Source organism: Nocardia sp. NBC_00508 (assembly GCF_036346875.1).
Classification (GTDB): domain Bacteria; phylum Actinomycetota; class Actinomycetes; order Mycobacteriales; family Mycobacteriaceae; genus Nocardia.
Genome location: NZ_CP107852.1, coordinates 3841561 through 3863263, shown reverse-complemented (window position 1 = coordinate 3863263; position 21703 = coordinate 3841561). Strand labels below are relative to the sequence as shown.

The following is a 21703-nucleotide window of genomic DNA, read 5'->3' as shown; positions in this document are numbered from 1 at the left end:
TGAGACTTTAGCGTAACCGGCATGACCGATCGAGAGCCGTTGCACGAAGCACGGATTCAGTCCCTGTCCGCCGGTCCACGCCAATGGATCGGTCTCGCTGTACTCGCCCTGCCCACTTTGCTGCTGGCCATGGACGTCACCGTGCTCTATCTGGCCGTGCCGCATCTGACCGCGGACCTGCGGCCCACCGGCATCGAGCAGCTGTGGATCGCCGACATCTACGGGTTCATGATCGCCGGATTCCTGATCACGATGGGCACCGTCGGTGACCGTATCGGCAGGCGCAAACTGCTGATGCTGGGTGCGACGGCGTTCGGCGCCGCCTCCGTGCTCGCCGCGTTCGCGACCAGTCCCCTCCTGCTGATCGCCGCACGCGCGGTTCTCGGCATCGCGGGCGCCACCCTGATGCCCTCGACCCTGGCGCTGATCAGCAACATGTTCCCTGACGCCAGGCAGCGCGGGATGGCGATCGGCGTGTGGGCTACCTGCATGTCCGCCGGGATGGCTGCCGGTCCGATAGTCGGTGGCTTGATGCTCGAGTCGTTCTGGTGGGGTTCGGTCTTCCTGCTCGGCGTGCCCGTGATGGCGCTGCTGCTGATAACCGCTCCAGCGCTGCTGCCGGAATACCGGGACAGTGCGGCGGGCAATGTCGACCTACCGAGCGTGGTGCTGTCGCTGTGCGCCATCCTGCCCGTTGTCTACGGCATCAAGAAGCTCTCGGAAGCCGGTCCGTCGGCCGTGCCTCTCGCGGCGATCGTGACCGGCGGCGTATTCGGCTGGATCTTCGGCCGCAGGCAACGAGCCCTCACCGACCCACTCCTGGACTTGCGCATGTTCCGCGACCGGTCGTTCTGCGCGGCGCTGCTGATTTTGCTCCTCAGCCTGGGCCTGGTCGGCGGAATCTATCTGTTCATCACGCAGTACCTGCAATTGGTCCGGGGGCTGTCTCCGCTGGGAGCCGGACTCTGGCTGTTGCCCTCGGCATTCGCATTGATCGTCATGTCGATCCTGACGCCGATCATTGCCCGCAAGATCGAGCCCGGATACCTCGTCGGCGCTGCCCTGGGCATCGCGACGATCGGCTACCTGACACTCGCCTTCGTCGAAAGCACTGGGGGCCTGCCGATGCTGGTAGCGGGTTTCGTTCTGGTCTATGTCGGCACCAGCCCGCTGATGGTGCTCGGCACCGACCTGGTCATCGGGGCCGCCCCGCCGGAGAAGGCAGGCTCGGCAGCGGCGATGTCGGAGGCCAGCATGGAGTTCGGTGTAGCCGTTGGCGTCGCCGTCCTCGGCGTCCTGGGCACCACGATCTACCGCACCGATATCGCCCGTACCGGTCCGGCTGGGGTTCCGATCACCGCTGACGACGTGGCCGGAAATTCTCTCGCCGGTGCCAGCGCCGCCGCCGCAGACCTTCCCGAGCAGCTCGGCGACGCGCTGCTCGCCTCGGCCCGCGAAGCGTTCACGAATGGCCTCAACACCGCTGCCCTCAGCTGTGCCGCAGTCGCCGCTCTGCTCACCGTGACGGCCGTCGGATTGCTCCGGCACACGCGCCGTGCGGATGACCAATCCGAAGACTCGGAACCAGCGCTATCGTGATCAAGCCTTGCGGGGCATTCGTCAGGCTTTCAGCCCTGTCACGATGATGCGCAGGCCGGCGCGGAACTCGTCCTCCGGGTCGCTATCCATGGCGGCGTTGGCGATCTCGATCATCTTTGCGAAGTTTTCAGGTGGCAGCGAGACGATACGTTCGGCGATGGCCGCAGGGTCTTGCCCGCGAGCCACGGACAGCGGGCCGGCCAGTTCGCCTTGCGCGAATCCGGTGATGAACCCGGACACCGCACGGAACGCGACCAGCAGTTCGGCGCCGGATCTGCCGCTGCGGGCAAGGGCCCGGAGCAGCGCTTCGGCCGTGGCCAGTGTGGGCTGATCCAGGCTGCGGCGCGTGAGGATCAGCGGGATGACGTGCGGGTGGGCACGAATAGCGCGCCACATACCCTCCGCCACCGCGAAGACCTCATCGGTCCAGTCGCCGGATGATTCGGTTGTCCAGCGCGCCTGGGCCGCCACTGCCCCGGTGACCAGTTGCTCGAGGCCCTCGCGCCCGTTGACGTAGTTGTAGATCGTCATGGGGCCGGTGCCGAGGGCCGAGGCGAGGCTGCGCATGGTCAATCCGGCCAGCCCCTGCTCATCGACCAGGGCAAGTGCGGCGGCCTGGAGCTGCTCGGTCGTGAACTTCTTGGGCGCGGGCATGAACCCCCCTTGTTTAAGTACGTCGTACGTGATTAACTCTTGTTCGTTCACGTACAACGTACCTAAATCGAGGTGTCATGACTATCCGGACCAGCTTTCCTTCCGGCGGCGACGAGTGCGCGGCATGGCTGACCCTGCCGACCGGCCCGGGTCCGCACCCGGTGGTCGTGCTCGTGCACGGCGGCGGCGCGACCCACGAGATGATGCTCGCTCAATACGAGAAATGGTTCTCCGAAGCAGGTTTGGCCGTGGTGGCCTTCGACTTCCGCCACCTCGGCGAATCTGGTGGCCTGCCGCGTCAGTTGATGAGCACGCGCCGCTATGCCACCGACGTCGACGCCGCGCTCACGTTCGTCCGCTCACGTCCCGAACTCGACTCCGGACGGGTCGCACTCTGGGGCACCTCCTTCGGGGCAAGCCACGTGATCGCCGCGGCGGCTCGCCATCCCGAGATCAGCGCGGCTGTGGTGCAGTGCCCGGTACTGAGTGGCCGTGCGGTCGTCGCCCGGGCGGGAGTGCGCCATCTTCTCCGGTTCACCAGGCCGATAATCTCTGATCTGCTGCGCTCGGTCTTGGGCCTGCCCCGGCGGTATGTGCCGCTGGTCGGCCGTCCGGACGAACTGGCTTTCGTCAACCAAGCCGGCGCCCTCGAGGGTTGGCAATCGGTCACCCCGCCCGGGTACGAGTTCGATAACCGCGTCACCGCAAGCTCAGGGCTGGGCATGCTGTTCTACAACGCCGCGGCTCGAGCGTCGAGCGTGCGCTGCCCGCTGCTGTTGTGTGCCTGCGACCGAGAGAACCTCATCGCTCCCACGGTCCTGGAGAAGGCCGCGGCCGCCGCACCCCAAGCCGTCCTGGAGCACTACGACGCCGATCACTTCACCGTCTACCACCCGCCGATCGTGGAGCACGTCGTCGCCGATCAGATTGCCTTCCTGACCGAACACCTTGCGCCGAAAGCTGCGTGAGGCTCCTGGTCGTCCAGCACACTCGAGCTGACCGTCGGGTGATCGCGACTGTGCGAGTGGCGATTACGATGCGATGATCTCCCCGTGACTCAGTGGCTTCCACTCCTCGGTTCCCTCATCGTCGCCATTGCGGCATTGGTCGGCGTGCTGGTCGGCAACCGCACGAATCGTGCGGCGGTCACCGCCGCGGACGAGCGGAACCGGGTCACACTCGATGCCGCGCAGCGCAATGTGGAGCTGACGAACACGGCGGCGGAACGCCGTGAACACGACAAGTGGCGGCGGGAATCCGTGCTGAACGCGGTCTCTTCCGTGCTGGCGATATCCAGCGAGGTCCGTCAGCAGTTGATGCAGTGCGACCGCTGGACCGACGACGAGCTGGACCGGGTGGGTGAGGAACTTCGCCGAACCATCGCCGGGTCACTGGGATTCGTCAGCAGCCTGCGCGTCGTGGCGCACCGCAAGCTCCCCAATCGCTGTGCGGATCTGATGCGCACGCTCACCGCGGCGCTGAACATCACCCTGCAGCGGCGTGGGATCGAACTCGACGGCGAGGCCACCGGCGAGGAGATCTCGGAAATCCAAGCGCTGTGGTCGCGAGCGATCGAGAACACCGTGGAGGAAGAACGCTCCGTGATCAGCGCGACGCGGATCGAACTCGAGATCAAGGTCTCCAGCGAACTCGCGCAGGCCACACCCCCACCGGCCCTCGTCCGAGCTTGATCCCGCGGGCCTGGATCGGCTTGTCGCCCCGGATCATGACCCGGGGCGGAATCTGGTGTGCCGAGGGGTTCACAGCGCGTCGGTGACTTCTTTCATGGCGACGCGGAGCAGGCCCGCGTAGGCATCGACGTCAGGCACGACCGCAGAGTCCGCGTGCAGGGAGACAGTGACCGCGGCGCCGAGGCCGTGCACGCCATGGGTGAGGTGCATGACGGAGCCGAGCGCAGGGAAACCGGCGGTGAACCGTACGGGGCCGCCGCCGAAGACGAGGTCGGCGGGGCCACGGTCGACGCTGGAGACGACCGTGTGGCCCGCGATCGAGTCGGGGACCGCGTCGAGGGGATAGTGGTCGACGTCGCGGCGCAGCAACGGGGCGGGGACGGTCGCGGTGACCCGGTCCTGCGCGGACAAGAGCGGATGCTTGGCGCGCAGGCGTCGCTCGGCGAGCTCGGCGGCGATCTTGTCGGCGCGCAGGCGCAGGTCCGGCTCGTCGGCGAACAGGTCGACGCCGAGACTGCGGTAGTTGTTGCGTGGGCGGGTGTCATCCCCGGTGGGCGGCTCCGGCAAGGCCATCGGCACCTGCGCGCCGAGGCGCTGCACAGGTTCGCCCCGGTTGGCCAGATAGCGAGCGAGCGCCACCGACACTGCTGTCAGGACCACAACGGTGACGGTGCGATCAGGTACCCGCAGGTCTTCGGCCGGGAACACGAGCATCCGAACGTCATGTCGCGATATTCCTTCGGCCACAGAGCGATTCACCAGGGTGGGCGGAAAACCCGGCCCGGGTGGCGGCAATTGGCCTGCCTCGGTCAACTGTGCCAATTGCCGCTGCGCCTGAAAGGCTTGGTAACCCCGCACCGCGGTCGAGGCCAGCCCGACCGGCAAGCGCAGCAATCCCAGCGCCGAATCGAACAGCAGCCCAGCGGATATCTCGCGCCCCCGTCCCGACACCGCGGAACGGATTCCCAGTGCACCGGCCAGCGCCGAGCCGGTCTGCCGCCCTCGAGTGAACAGGTTGGACGACCGCGTGGATGCCCCCGAGTTCACCCCTCCCGTCGACCTGGTCGCACCACCATCGACAGCGGCCACGTGGTCGCCTGCGGCTGGCCTTCGCTTCGCAGGTGCGCCACGTCCGCCACTCGCGATCGCACTCACGTCCCCAGCCTGCCCACCATCGACCCCGGCATTGCTTCCCCGCACCACCGATCCCGATCGCCGACTGTCCCCGGAGGGGACACCCTCGTCCACCACGGACCCGCTGAACAGCGCCCGCGCGATCGCCGAGGCCCGCCGTCCATCGGCAAGCGCATGCGACATCTGCAGCACGGCCACCAGGGCGGCCCCATTCCCTGCCCCTGGTGCGTCGACGATCCCGCGGAACACATGCAATCGCCACGGGCGCGCGGCGGCGTCGACCGCGGTGCCGAGCACGTTGCCGAGCGCATCCAGCAGGTGCGTCCAACTAGGCTCCGGCAGTTGATGTTCGATGAATTGCTCGGTGGCGAATTCGCAGGGCGTCCAGGACGGGTAATCGATGTCCGCGGGCAGTTCGCGCAGCCGGACCCGGAGGTCGGCAATCCGTTCGCTACGTTCGGCGATGGCGGCGCGCAGTTCTTCGGTCGACCGTCCAGAATCCGCGAAGCAATTCAGCAGAAACAGATCGTTGCGCGTGCGTTTGGACAACCAGTACATCGTCGCGTCCTGCGGTGCCATCGCGCTCACCAGTTGAACGATATCGACTCGGATTCGACCACTCCCGGCGAGCCCGAGAAATGTGAATGATCTTGTTCCACAAATGGGCCGGAAAATCCCCATCGATTCCGCGGCCAAGCTCTGCTACCGTCTGTAGTAGGAACGGATACCACTCTCACCCAGGGCGGGGTGTCGGCCATGGCGATAGATCTAGCTCGCACAAGCGCTAAGCAAGCCCATGAGGCGGACGAGCGGTATCGTGCCGCGGCGTTCATGAAGCGGTCGATCAACAAGGTCTTCCCGACCCACTGGTCGTTCCTGCTCGGCGAGATCGCGCTCTACAGCTTCATCATCCTGCTGCTGTCGGGCGTATACCTGACCTTGTTCTTCGACCCCTCCATGGCGGAGGTCGTCTACAACGGCTCCTACCAGCCGCTACGCGGTGTGACGATGTCGCGGGCGTATGAGACCGCGCTGGACATCTCCTTCGAGGTGCGCGGCGGTCTGTTCGTCCGCCAGGTGCACCACTGGGCGGCGTTGCTGTTCGCCGCGTCGATCATCGTGCACTTGTTCCGGATCTTCTTCACCGGCGCGTTCCGCAAGCCGCGGGAGGCGAACTGGGTGATGGGTTCGCTGCTGCTGATCCTGGCGATGTTCGAAGGGTTCTTCGGCTACTCGCTGCCCGATGACCTGCTCTCGGGCACCGGCCTGCGGGCAGCGTTCTCGGGGATCACGATGTCCATCCCGATCATCGGCACCTGGATGCACTGGCTGATGTTCGGCGGCGACTTCCCCGGCGACATCATCATCCCGCGCCTGTACATCGCGCACGTGCTGCTGTTCCCTGGCATCATCCTGGCGCTGATCGCGGCACATATCGCGTTGGTGTGGTACCAGAAGCACACCCAGTTCCCCGGACCGGGCCGCACCGAGCACAACGTGGTCGGCGCGCGGATCGTGCCGGTGTTCGCCGCTGATCAGGGCGCGTTCTTCGCCTTCACCCTCGGCATCGTGGGCATCATGGGTGGGTTGTTGCAGATCAACCCGATCTGGAATCTCGGCCCCTACAACCCGTCACAGGTGTCGGCGGGTTCGCAGCCGGACTTCTACATGATGTGGACCGACGGCATGGCCCGGTTGATGCCGCCGTGGGAGCTGTATATCGGTAACTACACCGTGCCCGCGGTGTTCTGGGTGGCGGTGATCATGACGGTAGTGTTCGCCCTGCTCATCGCCTATCCGTGGATCGAGAAGCGGCTCACCGGCGACACGGCCGCACACCACAACCTGCTGCAGCGCCCGCGTGACGTTCCGGTCCGCACGGCGATCGGCGCGATGGCGATCGCATTCTACGTGGTCTTGACCCTGTCCTGCGTCAACGACATCATCGCCTACAAGTTCGACATCTCGCTGAACGCAACGACCTGGGTGGGCCGGATCGGGCTTCTGCTCGCGCCGCCGTTGGCCTACTTCATCGCCTACCGTGTCTGCCTCGGCCTGCAGCGCGGCGACCGCGCGGTGCTGGAGCACGGCGTGGAAACCGGTGTGATCAAGCGCTTGCCGCACGGCGAGTACATCGAGATCCATCAGCCGCTCGGACCGGTGGACGAGCACGGTCACCCGATTCCGCTGGAGTACCAGGGCGCACCGGTCCCGAAGAAGATGAGCAAGCTGGGAGCGGCGGGCAAGCCGGGCACCGGCAGCTTCCTGCGCGCGGACCCGCGCCGCGAGAGCGAGCAGCACTTCGAGAGCGAGCACGAAGAGGAACGCAAGCAGCTCGCCGTGCTGCGCAAGGTCCAGGAGCGGGCGAACGGCAGCGGAAACGGTTCCGCCCATTGACGATTCGACAGCATAGGAAGCTGTCCAAAACTGTCGGAAAACCGCGAAGGCCCCGAGTCCACGCGACCCGGGGCCCGCTTTGCCTGGCTCAGGCGGCTCCCGTGCGGTTCATCCTCGCCGGAACTCGCCCGCCGAGACCCCCGCTAGGAACGCATCCCACTCGCCCGGTACGAAGGCCAAGACGGGGCCACGTCCGTTGTCCTTGGTGTCACGAACCGCTACGTTGCCGTCCCCCAGAAAAGCGACTTCCACGCAGTTCCCATCCGGACCACTGTATGTGCTCTTGCGCCACACAGCGCCCGCCCAATCAACTTTCACGGCACTAGCTCCTTTGCTGCGTCGAGAGCGAGATTTCTCCTGACATCGTTCCGACTAGCCTCGGCACCCGGCTGGATAGCCGAATCCCGCAGTGCGCCACTTGCCAGCGCGCACTTTCTCGGTGCGTTGATATCGCACATCGAGTTCGAGAGGAAATTAACCTCGCGCGGGGCTTGTCCCCGCGCGGTAACACTAGCAGGTCCATCGAAAGTTTGCTCGTCTCTTGCCTATTCAATCAGCGGAGCCGCACATGTTTGTGAAGGAAGGGAGTTGCGGAAACATTGCCAGCCGATGTGATCCATTCTTCGCACTGGCGTACCACAATCTTTTTAGCGGATGTGATTGCTCTGTTATCGGTCGACAATTCTCCGACGGCCACGGCCCGCGTCGACCACGTCGCCGCAGCCGTGCATCATGGAACCTATGGTCGAACGCGATCGCGACGATGCAGGTCGCGCCCGTAGTGCCCGTCCGCGCGATCGCCTCGGGCGTCCACTGCCGCCGGGCAGCACCGGAGTTGCCCGAATTCCGGATGATCTCGATCTGCCACCCCAGCAAACCTTGACCTTCGCCCAGCAACTGCTGGACAAAGGACTAGCTTTCAATGCACATGAGGTTTTAGAGGCCGCATGGAAGAACGGTCCGTTCGCCGAGCGGATGCTGTGGCAGGCGCTCGCACAGTTCGCTGTCGGTCTCACCCACATACAGCGAGGAAATCCCAAAGGGGCGCGTACACTCCTGGCCCGCGCGGTGTCCCGGCTGACCGCCTATCACCCGGAGAAAGATAAAGTGCCCTATGGTATCGACCGCGCCGGACTGGTCGCCCACGCGGAATCTCTGCTCGCCGCACTGGAGACGGGCGAAGAACTGTCGGAGGCCGACCTGAGGCCGCGTCTGCGCGGCTGATCGCCTCGCTCCTACCATGGCAGGAGTGCGCATCTCCTCGTTCACCAGCCGAGCCCGTGGCTGAGCCGGGCGCGGGCCGGTACGCGCCGAGCCCGTCCGGGGACCTGCACCTGGGCAATCTCCGCACGGCGCTGCTCGCCTGGGCCTTCGCCCGCTCCACCGGTCGGAACTTCGTGCTCAGGATCGATGACCTGGATCGGGTGCGCCTCGGCGCCGAGCGGCGGCAGTTGGACGACCTCGCCGCTATCGGCGTGGACTGGGACGGCCCCGTGGTGCGTCAGTCCGAACAGCTGCCGTATTACGAGGCGGCCATCGAACGCCTCACCACCGCCGGTCTCACCTATGAATGCTATTGCACCCGAAAGGAAATCCAGAAGGCAGCGACAGCGCCGCACGGCCCGATAGGCGCCTATCCCGGCACCTGTCGCGCACTGAGCGAGTCGGAACGCGCCCGGCTGCGCGCTGCGGGCCGCCCCGCCGCGCTGCGCCTGCGCGCGACGGCCACCGAGTTCGAGGTGAACGACAATCTGCACGGCCGCTACCGCGGCCCGGTCGACGACGTGGTGCTGCGCCGCGGTGACGGCGTCCCGGCCTACAACCTCGCGGTGGTCGTGGACGACGCGGCACAGGGTGTCGACCAAGTGGTGCGCGGCGACGACCTGCTGCCGTCGACCCCACGACAGGCGTACCTCGCCACACTGCTCGGCCTTCCAGTGCCGCACTATGCGCACGTGCCGCTGGTGCTCAACCCGGAGGGGCGGCGGCTGGCGAAACGGGATGGGGCGGTGACGCTCAGCGACCGGCGAGCGCTCGGCAACACGCCCGAGGAAGTCGTCACGGCGCTCGCCGCTTCGCTCGGCTACACCGCGACATCGTCGTCCGAGCTACTCGCGCATTTCGACGCCCGGCGACTGCCCTGCGAACCGTGGATACTCGACGTGAATGGGTTGTTGCAAAGCAGCCGATGTCCGTAACGTACGCATCGTCCAACTACTGATCAATCGACGAGGACAAACAACTATGACAAGCGGTGGGTACGACCCCAACCAGTATCCGCAGGGCGGGCAGCCGTATGGGCAGCCGTACCCGCAAGGCGGCGACCAGTACGGTCAGCAGCCCCAGTACGGTCAGCAGCCGCAGTACGGCCAGCAGCCGCCGCAGTACGGGCAGCAGCCCCAGTACGGGCAGCAGCAGCCGCAGTACGGTCAGCAGCCCCAGTACGGGCAGGACCCCTACGGTCAGTACCCGCAGCAGCCCGGGTTCAACAACAACTACGGCGGCCAGCCGGGCGACCTCGGGACCCGCATCGGCGCCCGCGTCATCGACGCGATCATCCTGATGATCCCCTACTTCATCCTGTACGCCCTGGTCAGCGACTCTCTTGCGCTGACCATCGGGCTCGGCCTGGTCTGGACCCTGGTGCAGCTCGGCTACTTCGTCGGCCTGGAGACCTCGCAGGGCACCACGCTCGGCAAGAAGATCCTCGGCCTGAAGGTGCTTCCCCCGGGTGGCGCCGCCAAGATCGACCCGGTCACCTCGCTGAAGCGCAACCTGTTCGTCGCCGCGAACATCATTCCGTGCATCGGCGGCCTGGTCTCGCTCGGCCTGGCGATCTACATCATGATCACCATCTCCCAGGACCCGAACAAGCAGGGCTGGCACGACAAGTTCGCCGGCGGCACCCAGGTCGTCAAGGCCTGACCCGCGAGAGCGGCACGAAACGCGCAGGGGCGCACCCGATCGGGTGCGCCCCTGGTGCTTTCCCGGGCTGTGCCGCTACGCGCTCGTAACGCCCGCGATGATCACGACGACCAACCACAGGGCGCCGAGCACGAACGCGCCGACACCGATCCAGATGCCCGCGAGCGCCATGCCCCGCCCATCCTGGCCGGACTGCTTGATCTGATTCAGCGCGACCACCCCGAGGATGATGCCGACGATGGAGCCGAGCCCACAGGTGACGAATCCGACCAGCGACGAGATCAGCGCGCCGATCGCCATGCCGTTGGTGCCCTGCACCGGAGCGCCATAGGGCTGGTAGGGACTCTGGTAGCCGTAGCTCGGCTGCTGCTGCGGATACGGCTGCGCAGGCTGCTGGTAGGACGGGTACTGCGGCTGCGGAGGCGGCGTCATCGGCTGCGACGGCGGCTGCACCGGGTACTGCGGCGCCGACGGATAACCCGACGGCTGCTCGGCGCTCGGGTACTGCGGCACCGAACTCTGCCCACCGGATTCCGGCGACACGCCTTGGCCGCCGTACTGCTTCCACCACTCGTCGGAATCGCCGGGATTCGTCATTGCTACAGCGTATTCCACAACCTGGTTGGATGATGCGGGTGAGTGAGTCGAAAACCACCGAAGAACACGGGCCTGGGCGCCCCGCGTCGAACCATGCGGCATTTGCCCAGGTAGCGCGGGGGTACTACGCACCGATCGTGGCCCTGTTCACCGCGACCCTGATCATTTCCAATATCTGTGCCACCAAGGGGGTGGAGTTCCTCGGCGATCGCTCGGTGTCGCTGGGGCCGCTGCAAATCCTGCCCATCGCCACCGACGGAGCCTTCTTCCTCTTCCCGCTGGCCTACATCCTCGGCGATGTGCTGAGCGAGGTGTATGGCTTCCGCGCCACCCGGCGTGCTATCTACTACGGCTTCGCCGCGCTGCTGCTGACGGTCGTGTGCTTCGCCATCGCGATCCGGCTGCCCGCCGCGAGCTTCTACGAGAACCAGGAGGCGTTCCACACTGTCCTCGGGACCACGCCCCGGCTCGTCATCGCAGGCTTGGCCGGATACTTCGTCGGACAACTACTGAATTCCGCGACCTTGGTACTGATCAAGGAGCGAACCAAGGAAAAGTATCTGTGGGCCAGGCTGATCGGATCGACTATTGTCGGCGAGTTCGCGGACACACTGATCTTCTGCTCGATCGCCGCGGGCGCCATCGGCATCGACACCTGGCAGCAGTTCGTGAACTACGTGATCGTCGGCTTCCTCTGGAAAACCCTCGTCGAAGTACTGGTGCTGCCGATCACCTATCGAGTGATCGCATTCCTGAAGAAGCACGAAACAACCTACGCCCCAACGGAAGTCGCTCCGCTGCAAGCCTGAGCTCTGTCTTTTTGCCGCGCCTGCGGCGCGGCGTGTTCGCGGCCCCCTTATGGCTCGCGTCCGAGCGACCGCCGCTGGCGACTTCGTCGCGGACGCGTCGGCCGCTCGGACGCGAGCCGGGCCGCGAACGGAGAATGCTCGGTCTCGCTTCGCTCGAAAGAGAACGCTGGGCCAGCGTGGTTGCGTAACAGCGCCAGCGCGGCATCTGCATGTACGCGGTTGCCTGTGACCCGCTGATCACACGCACACGAGCTAGGCCACTGGCGGTCTCGCTATCGCTCGAAAGAGGACACTTGGCCAGCATGGTTGCGTAGCAGCGCCAGCACGGCATCTGCACGTACGCGGTTGCCTGTCGCTGATCACTCGAACACGAGCCGGATCGCCGGTCGGTCTCGGGTCGCTGATCACACGCACGCGAGCTAGGGCCACTGGGCGGTCTCGCTATCGCTCGAAAGAGGACACTTGGCCAGCATGGTTGCGTAACAGCGCCAACGCGGCATCTGGATGCACGCGGTTGCCTGTCACTGGTCACACGAACACGAGCCGGGTCGCCGGTCGGTCTCGGTTCGCTCGATAGCGGGGTTGGGCCAGTGTGGTTGCGTTGAGGCTTCGTGGGGAAGACCTCGGCGAGCGCTGGCGCTGGGGATCGAGGCGGCGACCTCAGGGCTCCCGCAGCGTCGTTTTGCCACGGTAGCGGTGCGAGGCTCGCGACCACCATTCGCAGGAGGTGCGGATCAACCACCATTCCCGCGCCAGCGGCCCAATGTTTCAGCCTTGTGCTCGTCGAAGTTGCCGCCCTCGATGCTCTGCCGGATGCGATCCACAAGACGCACCGTGAACCGCTCGTTGTGGATTGTGCACAGTGTGGCCGCGAGCATCTCTTTGGCCTTGAAAAGATGATGGATGTAGGCGCGGGTGTAGTTGGCGCAGGTGTAGCAGTCGCAGGACTCGTCGATCGGGGTGAAGTCGCGGCGGAAGCGGCTGGTGTTGATGTTGAACCGGCCGGTGTCGATGTAGATCGCCGCGTTGCGAGCGACCCGTGACGGGTTCACGCAGTCGAAGGTGTCCGCGCCGTTCTCGATGGCGGTGAAGACGTCCTCCGGCTCGCTGATGCCGAGCATGTGTCGCGGCTTGTCCTCGGGCAGCTCGTCACAGCACCAGCCGACGATGGCGCCCAGGTTGTGCTTCTCCAGCGCGCCGCCGATTCCGTAGCCGTCGAAATCCGTTCCCGCAGTTCCGCGAATCGATTCGAGTCCGCGACAGGCCTTGCGGCGCAAGTCCTCGTATTGCGCGCCCTGGATGACGGCGAACAGCGCCTGGTACGGGCGGTGCGTGCGTGCGGCGGTCAAGCGCTCGTGCTCGTCGATACAGCGCTGCGCCCACTCGTGCGTGCGCTGCACCGACCGCTCCTGATAGGCACGCGTGTTGAGCAGCGTGGTGAGCTCGTCGAAGGCGAACATGATGTCGGCGCCCAGCTGGTGCTGAATGCCCATCGATACCTCGGGGGTGAACCGGTGTGCGGAGCCGTCCAGGTGCGAGCGGAAGGTGACGCCGTCGTCGTCCACGGTGGCCAGCCGTTCCTTGCCCGGGGCGATCACATCGTCGCTGCGGACGTCGACGGCCTCCATCGCCAGCACCTTCTTGAACCCGACGCCCAGCGACATCACCTGGAACCCGCCGCTGTCGGTGAAGGTCGGTCCCGGCCAGTTCATGAACGCGCCGAGCCCGCCCGCTTCGTCCACGATGTCGGCGCCCGGTTGCAGGTAGAGGTGGTAGGCGTTGGCCAGCAACGCTTGGGCACCGAGCTCTCGCATCGTCTCCGGCAGCACCGCCTTGACGGTCGCCTTGGTGCCCACCGGGATGAACGCGGGCGTGGCGATCGGACCGTGCGGCGTACCGATCACACCGGACCGGCCGTGCCGCCCATCCAGACGGGTACCAACGGTGAAGGAGAAGGATTCGGGACCGAGCACCCCGCTATCCTCGCAGTTCCCCGCACGCCGACCACACCAGGCCACCGATCACCGCCCGGGGCGCGCGTCTGCATCATCAGCTAGTACAGCCGCCCACGCGGTGCCGCACCGAAGCAGCTGCCCCCACGCACACCCGGACGGCGAGCATCCGGGTTCTGCGCTAGCCCTCCCACTCAACCACACGGGCCGAACACCCGGTTTCGAGCGAAGCGAGACCGAGCATCGCCCGTTCGCGGCCCGACTCGCGTCCGAGCGGCCGCGACAGGCAACCGCGTACATGCAGATGCCGCGCTGGCGCTGCTACGCAACCATGCTGGCCCAGCGTCCTCATTCGAGCGATAGCGAGACCGCCAGTGGCCTAGCTTGCGTGCGTGGGATCAGCGACAGGCAACCGCGTACATGCAGATGCCGCGCTGGCGCTGTTATGCAACCACACTGGCCCAGCGTTCTCTTTCGAGCGAAGCGAGACCGAGCATTCCCCGTTCGCGCCGCAGGCGCGGCAAAACTACACAGCCGCGGCGAACTGGGCGTTGTAGAGGCGGTAGTACGCTCCGCGCTCCTCGAGTAGGCGTTCGTGCGCGCCGTGTTCCACGATCCGGCCCGATTCCATGACGACGATCAAGTCGGCGTCGCGGATGGTGGACAGGCGATGGGCGATGACGAAGCTGGTGCGGTCCCGGCGCAGCGCCGCGGTGGCATGCTGCACCAGCAGTTCGGTGCGGGTGTCCACCGAACTGGTGGCCTCGTCCAAGATGAGGATGGACGGGTTGGCCAGGAAGGCGCGCGCGATGGTGATCAGCTGTTTCTCGCCCGCGCTGACGCCGGAGCCCTCCTCATCGATGATCGTGTCGTAGCCATCGGGCAGCGCGTGCACGAATCGGTCCACGTAGGCGGCGCGCGCCGCGGCGAGGATGTCCTGCTCGCCTGCGTTCGGGTTGCCATAGGCGATGTTCTCGCGGATGGTTCCGCGGAACAGCCAGGTGTCCTGCAACACCATGCCGATGCGCGAGCGCAGGTGGTCGCGGGTGATCTGGGTGATGTCGACCTCATCGACGGTGATGGTGCCCGCGTCCAGTTCGTAGAACCGCATGAGCAGATTCACCAGCGTGGTCTTGCCCGCGCCGGTCGGGCCGACGATGGCCACCACGTGCCCGGGCTCGGCCACCAGCGAGAGACGCTCGATCACCGGCTTCTCCGGTTCGTAGCGGAACGAGACGGCCTCGAACTCCACCCGGCCGCGATCGACCGGACGGGCATTGCCCATCACCGGGTCCGGGGTCTGCTCCTCCGCGTCGAGGATCTCGAAGATCCGCTCGGCCGAGGCGACGCCGGATTGCAACAGGTTGGCCATCGCGCCGAGCTGGGTCAACGGCTGGCTGAACTGCCGGGAGTACTGGATGAACGCCTGCACTTCGCCGAGCGAGAGGCTGCCCGTCGCCACCTTGAGGCCGCCGACCAGCGCGACCAGCACGAAATTCACGTTCCCGAGGAACATGATCGCGGGCATGATCAGCCCGGAGATGAACTGGGCTTTGAAACTGGCCTGGTAGAGCTCTTCGTTGCGCTTGTCGAATTCCTTGCCGACCTCGCGGTTGCGCCCGAACGCGGTGACCACCTCGTGCCCGGTGTATGCCTCCTCGACCTGCGCGTTCACCAGGCCGGTGTATTTCCACTGGTTGACGAAGTGCGGCTTGGAGCGTTTCGCGATCTGTGCGGTGACCACGATGGCGGCCGGAACGGTGAGCAACGCGATCACCGCGAGCACCCACGAGATCCAGAACATCATCACCAGGATGCCGAGCACCGAGAACACCGAGATCAACAGCTGGCTCATGGTCTGCTGGAGACTCTGCGACACGTTGTCCACGTCGTTGGTCACCCGGCTGAGCACGTCACCACGCGGCGCGGAATCGAAGTAGCGCAACGGAAGCCGGTGGATCTTGTCCTCGACGTCGCTGCGCAGCCGCTTCACCGTCCGGTTGATCACGATGTTGAGCAGGTACCCCTGCAGCCAGCCGAACACGGCGGCGCCGACGTAGAGCACCAGCACCAGCACGAGTACCCAGGCGACCGCGTGGAAGTCCACACCCACGCCGGGCACCACATCCATGGCGCTGAGCATGTCGGCGAAAGTGTCGTCGCCCTTGGCCCGCAGCGCTTCGATCGCCTGATCCTTGCTGACGTCCGACGGCAGCTGCTTGCCGACCACGCCGTCGAAGACCAGGTTGGTCGCCTTGCCCAGGATGTAGGGCCCGAGCGTGTTCAGCACCACCGAGGCGACGACGAGCGCCACGATCAGCCCGACGTAGAACCGCTCCGGCGCGAGTCTGCGCAGCAGACGTTTCAGGGAGGGGCCGAACGATTTCGCCTTGGCGTCCGGCGCACCGGGGCTGGGCATTCCCGGTCTCATCGCGCCTCCTCCGCGCTCAGTTGCGATTCGACGATCTCTCGGTACTCCGAGCAGTCCCGCATCAGTTGCTCATGGGTGCCTACGCCCGCCATCGCGCCGTCCTCGAGCACCACGATCTGATCGGCGTCGCGGATGGTGGCGATGCGCTGGGCCACGATGATCACCGAGGCGTCGGCGGTCTCCGGCTTCAGCGCCTCCCGCAGTCTGGCGTCGGTAGCGACGTCGAGTGCGGAGAACGAGTCGTCGAACAGGTACACCTTCGGCTTCTTCACCAGCGCTCGCGCGATGGCGAGCCGCTGACGCTGGCCACCCGAGACGGTCGTGCCGCCTTGCGCGACCGGGGCCTGCAACCCTTCCGGCATCTCCTGGACGAAATCGGCGGCCTGAGCGATCTCCAATGCGCGCCATAGTTCTTCGTCGGTGGCGTCGGGATTGCCGTAACGCAGATTGCTCGCGATCGTTCCCGAGAACAGGTACGCCTTCTGCGGTACGAGTCCGATCTGCGAGCGCAACAGCTCCAAGTCGATGTGGCGGACGTCGGTGCCGCCGACGTAGACCGCGCCGTCGGTGGCGTCCATCAGCCGGGGGACGAGGTTGACCAAGGTGGTCTTGCCCGCACCGGTAGACCCGACGATCGCGGTGGTTGTGCCCGGCCTCACCTGGAACCGAATGGCTTTCAACACCGGCTTCTCCGCGCCGGGGAAGGCGAATTCGGCGAACCCGAAGTCCACGATGGCCGGGTCGTCGGTGAACGGCTGCGGCAGCCGCGGCGGATGGACCGAGGATTCGGTGTCGAGCACTTCGCCGATCCGGTCGGCGGAAACGGCGGCGCGCGGCGCCATCATGGCCAGGAACGAGGCCATCATCACGGCCATCAGGATCTGCATGATGTAGGACAGCATCGCGGTGAGCGAGCCGATCTGCATGTGCCCGGCGTCGATCGCGCGTCCGCCGAACCAGATCACCGCGACGGCTGTGACATTGCTGATCAGCATGACCGCCGGGAACATCAGCGCCATCAACCGGCCGACGCGCAGCGCGGTGTCGGTCAGCTCGGTGTTGGCCAGGCCGAATCGCCAGGTCTCCTGCCGCTCCCGCACGAAGGCCCGGACCACGCGGATACCGGTGATCTGCTCACGCAGCACCCGATTCACCTCGTCGATCCTGGCCTGCATGTCGCGGAAGCCTGGCACCATTCTGGAGATCAGCACGGCCATGGACAGACCCAACGCGGGCACCGCGATCAGCAACAGCCAGGACAGGCCGAGATCCTCGCGCAACGCCATGATGATGCCGCCGACGCACATGATGGGCGCCATCACCAGGATGGTCGCCGACATCGCGATGAGCAGCTGAACCTGCTGAATATCGTTCGTATTGCGGGTGATCAGCGAGGGCGCGCCGAACATCCCCACTTCGCGCGCGGAGAACGTGCCGACGCGGTGCAGCACCGCGCCGCGCAGATCCCGGCCCGCGCCCATCGCCGCCTGCGCGCCGAAATAGACCGAGGCGGCCGAGGCGACGATCTGCACGCCGGTGACGGCGAGCATCCACAGACCGGTGGTCCAGATGTAGCCGAGATCGCCCTTGGTGACGCCGTTGTCGATCAGATCCGCGTTCAGGCTCGGCAGGTACAGCATCGCGATGACGGAAACCAGCTGCAGCGCAACGACCCCCGCCAACTGGGCGCGGTAGGGGTACAGATGCGTCCGGAGCAGTCTGATCAGCATGATGAATCGCAGGCTACCGGCAATTGCCGCGATGCGTCGCTGGGATTTCTGACCAGCAAGTATGCCATCGGCGCCTGCACTATCTTCGCGCCCAGGCGCCGGGGTCCTCGGTAAGCGCCTCCACGAATCCGGGCAGCCGGTTGCGGGCGATGTCGTCGATGGACACGTTCTCCAGCACCGCACGGATATTGACCCGCAGGGCGATCCACACCCGTTGCAACGACTCGGCCGAGCCGGGGTAGCGCACGTCCTCCGGCCGCGCACCGCGCACCGACGCGAGCGGGCCCTCGAGCGCGCGGATCACGTCGGCGATGGAAATCTCGGCGGCGGGCCTGGCCAGCCAGTAGCCGCCGTCCGGGCCGCGTCTGCTGATCACCAGATCGGCGCGGCGCAGCTCGCCGAGCACGGACTCGAGCACTTTGGGCGGAATTCGTTGGGCGGTGGCGATGGCCTCGGCCTTGACCACCGGGGCGGCCTGCACCAGGGGTGCGCCATGTCCGACCACGGACCGGTTCAACGGCGGCGCACTGGCGATCTCGAGCAGCGTCCGCACCGCGTAATCGACCTTCGCGGTGATGTGCACAGCGGTGACTCCTGGCATCGGCGGTGGTAGCTCGAATCTACGCGGCCCCACCGACAGTGAGCACGCAGGTCGCCGCATCCAGCAGCGAGGACTCGACCAGGGAGTCGTCCGCGCCCGGCACCAGTTCCTTGGAGACCAGCGCGACGCCGATCACCTCGAGCGCCGCGCAGGCGCGCAGCCGCGTCAGATCGGTGGCGTCCGGCCCGGCCAGCCAGGTACGCAGCACCTGGCTGGCGTCCATCAAGTCCGGATAGCGGTCGGCCATCGCATTGATGATCGCCACTGTGTCGCGCACGACCAGCGCTCCGGCGTCGCGGTGATGGATCAGGCCGCGCAGGTAGGTCCGCAGAATATGGCGGATGCCATCCGGGTCGTGCTGCACGTGATCGAGTTCGTCGACGATCGACCGCATGTGATCGACGATCGGATCGATGATCGCCAGGAGCAGATCGAGCTTCGAAGCGTAGTGATAGTAGAGCGACGCCTTTGTGATTCCTACCGCATCCGCGACCTCACGCAGGCTGGTCTGCTCGAATCCTTTGGCCCCGAATAGCTTCACCGCAGCGTCGCGAATCGCAGCTTTAGTACCTCCACCAGGGGAAACAGCGCCGGGTGTGTCACGGACAACCATTCGACGATCCTCTCATCACTCGCGCGCCTGGCGAACGCCACCTGCAATATAGAGGTTGTACCTCCACTTACTTCCTGGGTAGTCTACCTACCGCACGGTAGGCAGAAAGCGTCAGTGGAGGCGGGGACATGCAGGGCGCCCCGCGAGTGCTGTCTACAGGCAGAACCAGCACGTGTCCCAGTCATCGCTAGGAGAAACCACTCGTGTCCGTTTACCTGTACAGATGGGGAAAGTTCGCTTTCCGCCGGAAATGGATAGTCCTTCCCGTCTGGCTCGTGTTGTTCGTGCTCCTCGGTGGCCTGGGCGCACAGCTCAGCAAGCCGATGACCAACGACTTCAGCATGCCGGACCTGCCATCCGCCCGTGCCAATGACATCCTCGACAAGCACTTCCCCGGCGCGTCCGACGCGTTCAAGTTCGACGCGGTCACCGGCACCTATGTCTTCGCCGCGCCCGAGGGGCAGAAGCTGACCGACCCGGCGAACCGCGCGGCACTGGAAGCGTTCATCGTCAAGCTCGGCCAGCTCGACATCGTCGACCACGACAAGCCGATCACCAACCCGGTCGGAGCGGCCGAGGAGATGGGCTGCTTGACCAGCCCCGACCCCGCGCAGTGCAGCGGCGCACCGCTGAACGTGCTCAGCAAGACCGCGCCGGAGACCGTGGCGGTGATGAACGTCCCGTTCACGATCGAGAAGTTCACCGACGTCACCGACAAGGAACGTGGCGCGGCGTACGACGTGGCCGCCGACGCCCGCAATGCCGGGCTCACGGTCGAGATGAGCGGCTCGATCGCGCAGAAGCAGGAGGCCCCCAGCGGTAAGTCGGAACTCATCGGCATGGCCGTCGCGCTGGTCGTGATGATCGTGGCGTTCGGGGCCATCGTCGCCGCGTTCGTGCCGATCGCCACCGCGATCGTCGGTCTCGGCGCCGCCACCTCGGTGATCATGCTCGGCACCGCGGTGATCGAAGTCCCCAGCTTCACCACGTTCCTCGCCTCGATGATCGGCATCGCGCTGTCCATCGACTACGCGCTGTTCATCGTGTCCAGGTACAAGCACGAACTGGCGGTGCAGGATTCGCCGGAAGAGGCCGCGGGCACCGCGCTCGGCACGGCCGGTTCCGCCGTGGTGTTCGCCGGCCTGACAGTCATCATCGCGCTGGCGGGCCTCGGCATCGTCGGTGTCGAGTTCATGACCTTCATGGGCCTGGGTGGCGCGATCGCCGCCGGCTTCGCGGTGCTCACCGCGATCACGCTGATGCCCGCGCTGCTCGGCGCGTTCGGCCGCTTCCTGTTCAAGCCGAAGCTGCCGGTGGTGGCCCAGCACGATCCCGAGGACGACACCTCGGTCACCAATGGCATGCGCTTCGGCAGGCTGATCGGCCGGGCGCCCTGGGTCGCGCTGATCCTGAGCGTCGTGGTGCTCGGCGCGCTCGCCGCTCCCGCCGCAGGCCTGAACCTCGGCCTGCCCGGCGACGACAGCATGCCGAAGACCTCCACCATCCGTAAGGCCTACGAGCTGCGCACCGAAGGTTTCGGCGAGGGCAGCAACGGCGTGCTGAACGTGGCCGCGGACCTCAGCGGCGTGCCCGCCGACAACCGCGAGGCGGCGGTCAAGGCGCTGCGCGACAAGCTCACGTCCTACCCCGACATGGATTACGTGACCGAGCCGCAGTGGAGTCAGGACCAAGAGGGTGTGCTGCTGGACGGCGTGCCCAAGTCCGGGCCGAACAACCAGGCGACCAAGGACCTGGTGCGCGACGCCAGGGAGGCCGAAGGCCAGCTGAACGCCGAGTTCGGCATCGAATACGGCATCACCGGCACTACGGCGATCTACGCCGACGTGGACCACGTGCTGCTCAGCAAGATCGTGCCCTACCTGGCGATCGTGGCGGGCGCGGCGTTCGTCCTGCTGATCCTGGTGTTCCGGTCGATCCTGGTGCCGCTCACCGCGGCGCTCGGGTTCCTGCTCTCGATGGGCGCGACCTTCGGTGCGACCGTGCTGATCTTCCAGGAAGGCAAGCTCGGCCTGATCGAGGATCCGCATCCGCTGGTCAGCTTCCTGCCGATCATGCTGATCGGACTGGTGTTCGGCCTTGCGATGGACTACCAGGTCTTCCTGGTGACCCGGATGCGCGAGGAGTTCGTGCGCGGCAAGTCGGCCAAGGAAGCGGTGGTCTCCGGCTACCACCACGGCGCGCGCGTGGTCACCTCGGCGGCGATCATCATGATCTCGGTGTTCGGTTCGTTCCTGATGGAAAGCGACGTCACGGCGAAGTCGTTCGGCTTCGCGCTCGCGGCGGGCGTGCTGCTGGACGCGTTCATCGTCCGCATGGTGCTGATCCCGTCGCTGCTGGTGCTGATGGGCAAGTGGTCGTGGTGGATGCCGAAGTGGCTCGACCGGATCCTGCCCGACATCGACGTCGAAGGCGCGAAGCTGCGTGAGCTGCAGCGACGTTCGGCCGAGACGGCCAAGGTGCCGGTCGGCGTCAGCTGATCCGACGACTGTTCGCTCGGCCCCGCACCCCGGACCTCGGGGAGCGGGGCCGAGTTCGTTCCCGGTCCAAGT

At 66.1% G+C, this 21703-nt stretch carries 18 protein-coding genes; 9 read left to right on the top strand and 9 right to left on the bottom strand.

What is annotated here, in order from left to right:
* Positions 1 to 21: 21 nt before the first annotated feature.
* The gene (locus tag OHA40_RS17085; RefSeq protein WP_330227940.1) at positions 22 to 1599 is read left to right on the top strand and encodes an MFS transporter; all 1578 of its coding nucleotides are present in this window, start codon (positions 22 to 24) and stop codon (positions 1597 to 1599) included.
* A 21-nt stretch (positions 1600 to 1620) separates the two neighbouring features.
* Here the strand turns inward: OHA40_RS17085 and OHA40_RS17080 are convergent, their stop codons facing one another.
* Positions 1621 to 2304, bottom strand: coding sequence for a TetR/AcrR family transcriptional regulator (locus OHA40_RS17080; protein WP_330234010.1), 684 nt, complete (start codon positions 2302 to 2304; stop codon positions 1621 to 1623).
* A 26-nt stretch (positions 2305 to 2330) separates the two neighbouring features.
* On the opposite strand from OHA40_RS17080, the gene OHA40_RS17075 reads away from it, so the two are divergent.
* Entirely contained in the window at positions 2331 to 3221 is an 891-nt protein-coding gene (locus OHA40_RS17075) for an alpha/beta hydrolase (protein ID WP_330234009.1), read from the top strand.
* Between the two features lie 84 nt (positions 3222 to 3305).
* Positions 3306 to 3944 carry a hypothetical protein gene (locus tag OHA40_RS17070; RefSeq protein ID WP_330234008.1) on the top strand — a complete coding sequence of 213 codons (639 nt, stop codon included), beginning with the start codon at positions 3306 to 3308 and terminating at the stop codon, positions 3942 to 3944.
* Positions 3945 to 4013: 69 nt separating this feature from the next.
* Here OHA40_RS17070 and OHA40_RS17065 read toward each other — a convergent pair whose 3' ends face one another.
* Positions 4014 to 5657, bottom strand: coding sequence for a wax ester/triacylglycerol synthase domain-containing protein (locus OHA40_RS17065; RefSeq protein WP_330234225.1), 1644 nt, complete (start codon positions 5655 to 5657; stop codon positions 4014 to 4016).
* A gap of 177 nt (positions 5658 to 5834) precedes the next feature.
* Here OHA40_RS17065 and qcrB point away from each other — a divergent pair, with 177 nt between their 5' ends.
* Complete coding sequence (gene qcrB, locus OHA40_RS17060) at positions 5835 to 7475, top strand: cytochrome bc1 complex cytochrome b subunit (RefSeq protein ID WP_330234007.1); 1641 nt, start codon at positions 5835 to 5837, stop codon at positions 7473 to 7475.
* 108 nt (positions 7476 to 7583) lie between these two features.
* On the opposite strand, the gene OHA40_RS17055 is transcribed toward qcrB, so the two are convergent.
* Positions 7584 to 7727: a DUF397 domain-containing protein gene (locus tag OHA40_RS17055; RefSeq protein ID WP_442944057.1), complete on the bottom strand. Its 144-nt coding sequence runs from the start codon at positions 7725 to 7727 to the stop codon at positions 7584 to 7586.
* A 489-nt stretch (positions 7728 to 8216) separates the two neighbouring features.
* Between OHA40_RS17055 and OHA40_RS17050 the strand changes: the two genes are divergently transcribed.
* From OHA40_RS17050 to OHA40_RS17040, 3 genes are read left to right on the top strand one after another with little or no spacing between them, the layout of a single operon-like run.
* Positions 8217 to 8699, top strand: a complete 483-nt coding sequence (locus OHA40_RS17050) for a DUF309 domain-containing protein (protein WP_330234005.1) — start codon at positions 8217 to 8219, stop codon at positions 8697 to 8699.
* A gap of 56 nt (positions 8700 to 8755) precedes the next feature.
* A complete protein-coding gene (gluQRS, locus tag OHA40_RS17045; protein ID WP_330234004.1) occupies positions 8756 to 9673 on the top strand; it encodes a tRNA glutamyl-Q(34) synthetase GluQRS in 918 nt (305 codons plus the stop codon).
* A 46-nt stretch (positions 9674 to 9719) separates the two neighbouring features.
* On the top strand, positions 9720 to 10400 hold the full coding sequence (locus tag OHA40_RS17040) for an RDD family protein (RefSeq protein WP_330234003.1): 681 nt from the start codon (positions 9720 to 9722) through the stop codon (positions 10398 to 10400).
* A gap of 75 nt (positions 10401 to 10475) precedes the next feature.
* Here OHA40_RS17040 and OHA40_RS17035 read toward each other — a convergent pair whose 3' ends face one another.
* Positions 10476 to 10997, bottom strand: coding sequence for a DUF4190 domain-containing protein (locus OHA40_RS17035; RefSeq protein ID WP_330234002.1), 522 nt, complete (start codon positions 10995 to 10997; stop codon positions 10476 to 10478).
* A gap of 32 nt (positions 10998 to 11029) precedes the next feature.
* On the opposite strand from OHA40_RS17035, the gene OHA40_RS17030 reads away from it, so the two are divergent.
* A complete protein-coding gene (locus tag OHA40_RS17030) occupies positions 11030 to 11806 on the top strand; it encodes a queuosine precursor transporter (RefSeq protein WP_330234224.1) in 777 nt (258 codons plus the stop codon).
* Between the two features lie 734 nt (positions 11807 to 12540).
* Here the strand turns inward: OHA40_RS17030 and tgt are convergent.
* The 5 genes from tgt to OHA40_RS17005 form a co-directional block, all read right to left on the bottom strand.
* Entirely contained in the window at positions 12541 to 13779 is a 1239-nt protein-coding gene (gene tgt, locus OHA40_RS17025) for a tRNA guanosine(34) transglycosylase Tgt (protein ID WP_330234001.1), read from the bottom strand.
* Between the two features lie 505 nt (positions 13780 to 14284).
* A complete protein-coding gene (locus OHA40_RS17020) occupies positions 14285 to 16189 on the bottom strand; it encodes an ABC transporter ATP-binding protein (protein ID WP_330234000.1) in 1905 nt (634 codons plus the stop codon).
* Positions 16186 to 17919 carry an ABC transporter ATP-binding protein gene (locus OHA40_RS17015; RefSeq protein ID WP_330233999.1) on the bottom strand — a complete coding sequence of 578 codons (1734 nt, stop codon included), beginning with the start codon at positions 17917 to 17919 and terminating at the stop codon, positions 16186 to 16188. The genes OHA40_RS17020 and OHA40_RS17015 overlap by 4 nt, the downstream gene beginning before the upstream one ends.
* Positions 17920 to 17998: 79 nt before the next feature.
* Positions 17999 to 18502 carry an RrF2 family transcriptional regulator gene (locus tag OHA40_RS17010; protein WP_330233998.1) on the bottom strand — a complete coding sequence of 168 codons (504 nt, stop codon included), beginning with the start codon at positions 18500 to 18502 and terminating at the stop codon, positions 17999 to 18001.
* Positions 18503 to 18539: 37 nt separating this feature from the next.
* The gene (locus tag OHA40_RS17005) at positions 18540 to 19061 is read right to left on the bottom strand and encodes a TetR/AcrR family transcriptional regulator (RefSeq protein ID WP_330233997.1); all 522 of its coding nucleotides are present in this window, start codon (positions 19059 to 19061) and stop codon (positions 18540 to 18542) included.
* 275 nt (positions 19062 to 19336) lie between these two features.
* Between OHA40_RS17005 and OHA40_RS17000 the strand changes: the two genes are divergently transcribed.
* Complete coding sequence (locus OHA40_RS17000; RefSeq protein WP_330233996.1) at positions 19337 to 21631, top strand: MMPL family transporter; 2295 nt, start codon at positions 19337 to 19339, stop codon at positions 21629 to 21631.
* Positions 21632 to 21703 lie beyond the last annotated feature (72 nt).

Excerpts from the sequence above, each read along its gene's own strand:
- OHA40_RS17085 (WP_330227940.1), top strand. The coding sequence starts at position 22 with ATGACCGATCGAGAGCCGTTGCACGAAGCACGGATTCAGTCCCTGTCC.
- OHA40_RS17075 (WP_330234009.1), top strand. The coding sequence starts at position 2,331 with ATGACTATCCGGACCAGCTTTCCTTCCGGCGGCGACGAGTGCGCGGCA.
- OHA40_RS17065 (WP_330234225.1), bottom strand. The coding sequence starts at position 5,657 with ATGGCACCGCAGGACGCGACGATGTACTGGTTGTCCAAACGCACGCGC.
- qcrB (WP_330234007.1), top strand. The coding sequence starts at position 5,835 with ATGGCGATAGATCTAGCTCGCACAAGCGCTAAGCAAGCCCATGAGGCG.
- OHA40_RS17050 (WP_330234005.1), top strand. The coding sequence starts at position 8,217 with ATGGTCGAACGCGATCGCGACGATGCAGGTCGCGCCCGTAGTGCCCGT.
- OHA40_RS17040 (WP_330234003.1), top strand. The coding sequence starts at position 9,720 with ATGACAAGCGGTGGGTACGACCCCAACCAGTATCCGCAGGGCGGGCAG.
- OHA40_RS17035 (WP_330234002.1), bottom strand. The coding sequence starts at position 10,997 with ATGACGAATCCCGGCGATTCCGACGAGTGGTGGAAGCAGTACGGCGGC.
- OHA40_RS17030 (WP_330234224.1), top strand. The coding sequence starts at position 11,030 with ATGCGGGTGAGTGAGTCGAAAACCACCGAAGAACACGGGCCTGGGCGC.
- OHA40_RS17020 (WP_330234000.1), bottom strand. The coding sequence starts at position 16,189 with ATGAGACCGGGAATGCCCAGCCCCGGTGCGCCGGACGCCAAGGCGAAA.
- OHA40_RS17015 (WP_330233999.1), bottom strand. The coding sequence starts at position 17,919 with ATGCTGATCAGACTGCTCCGGACGCATCTGTACCCCTACCGCGCCCAG.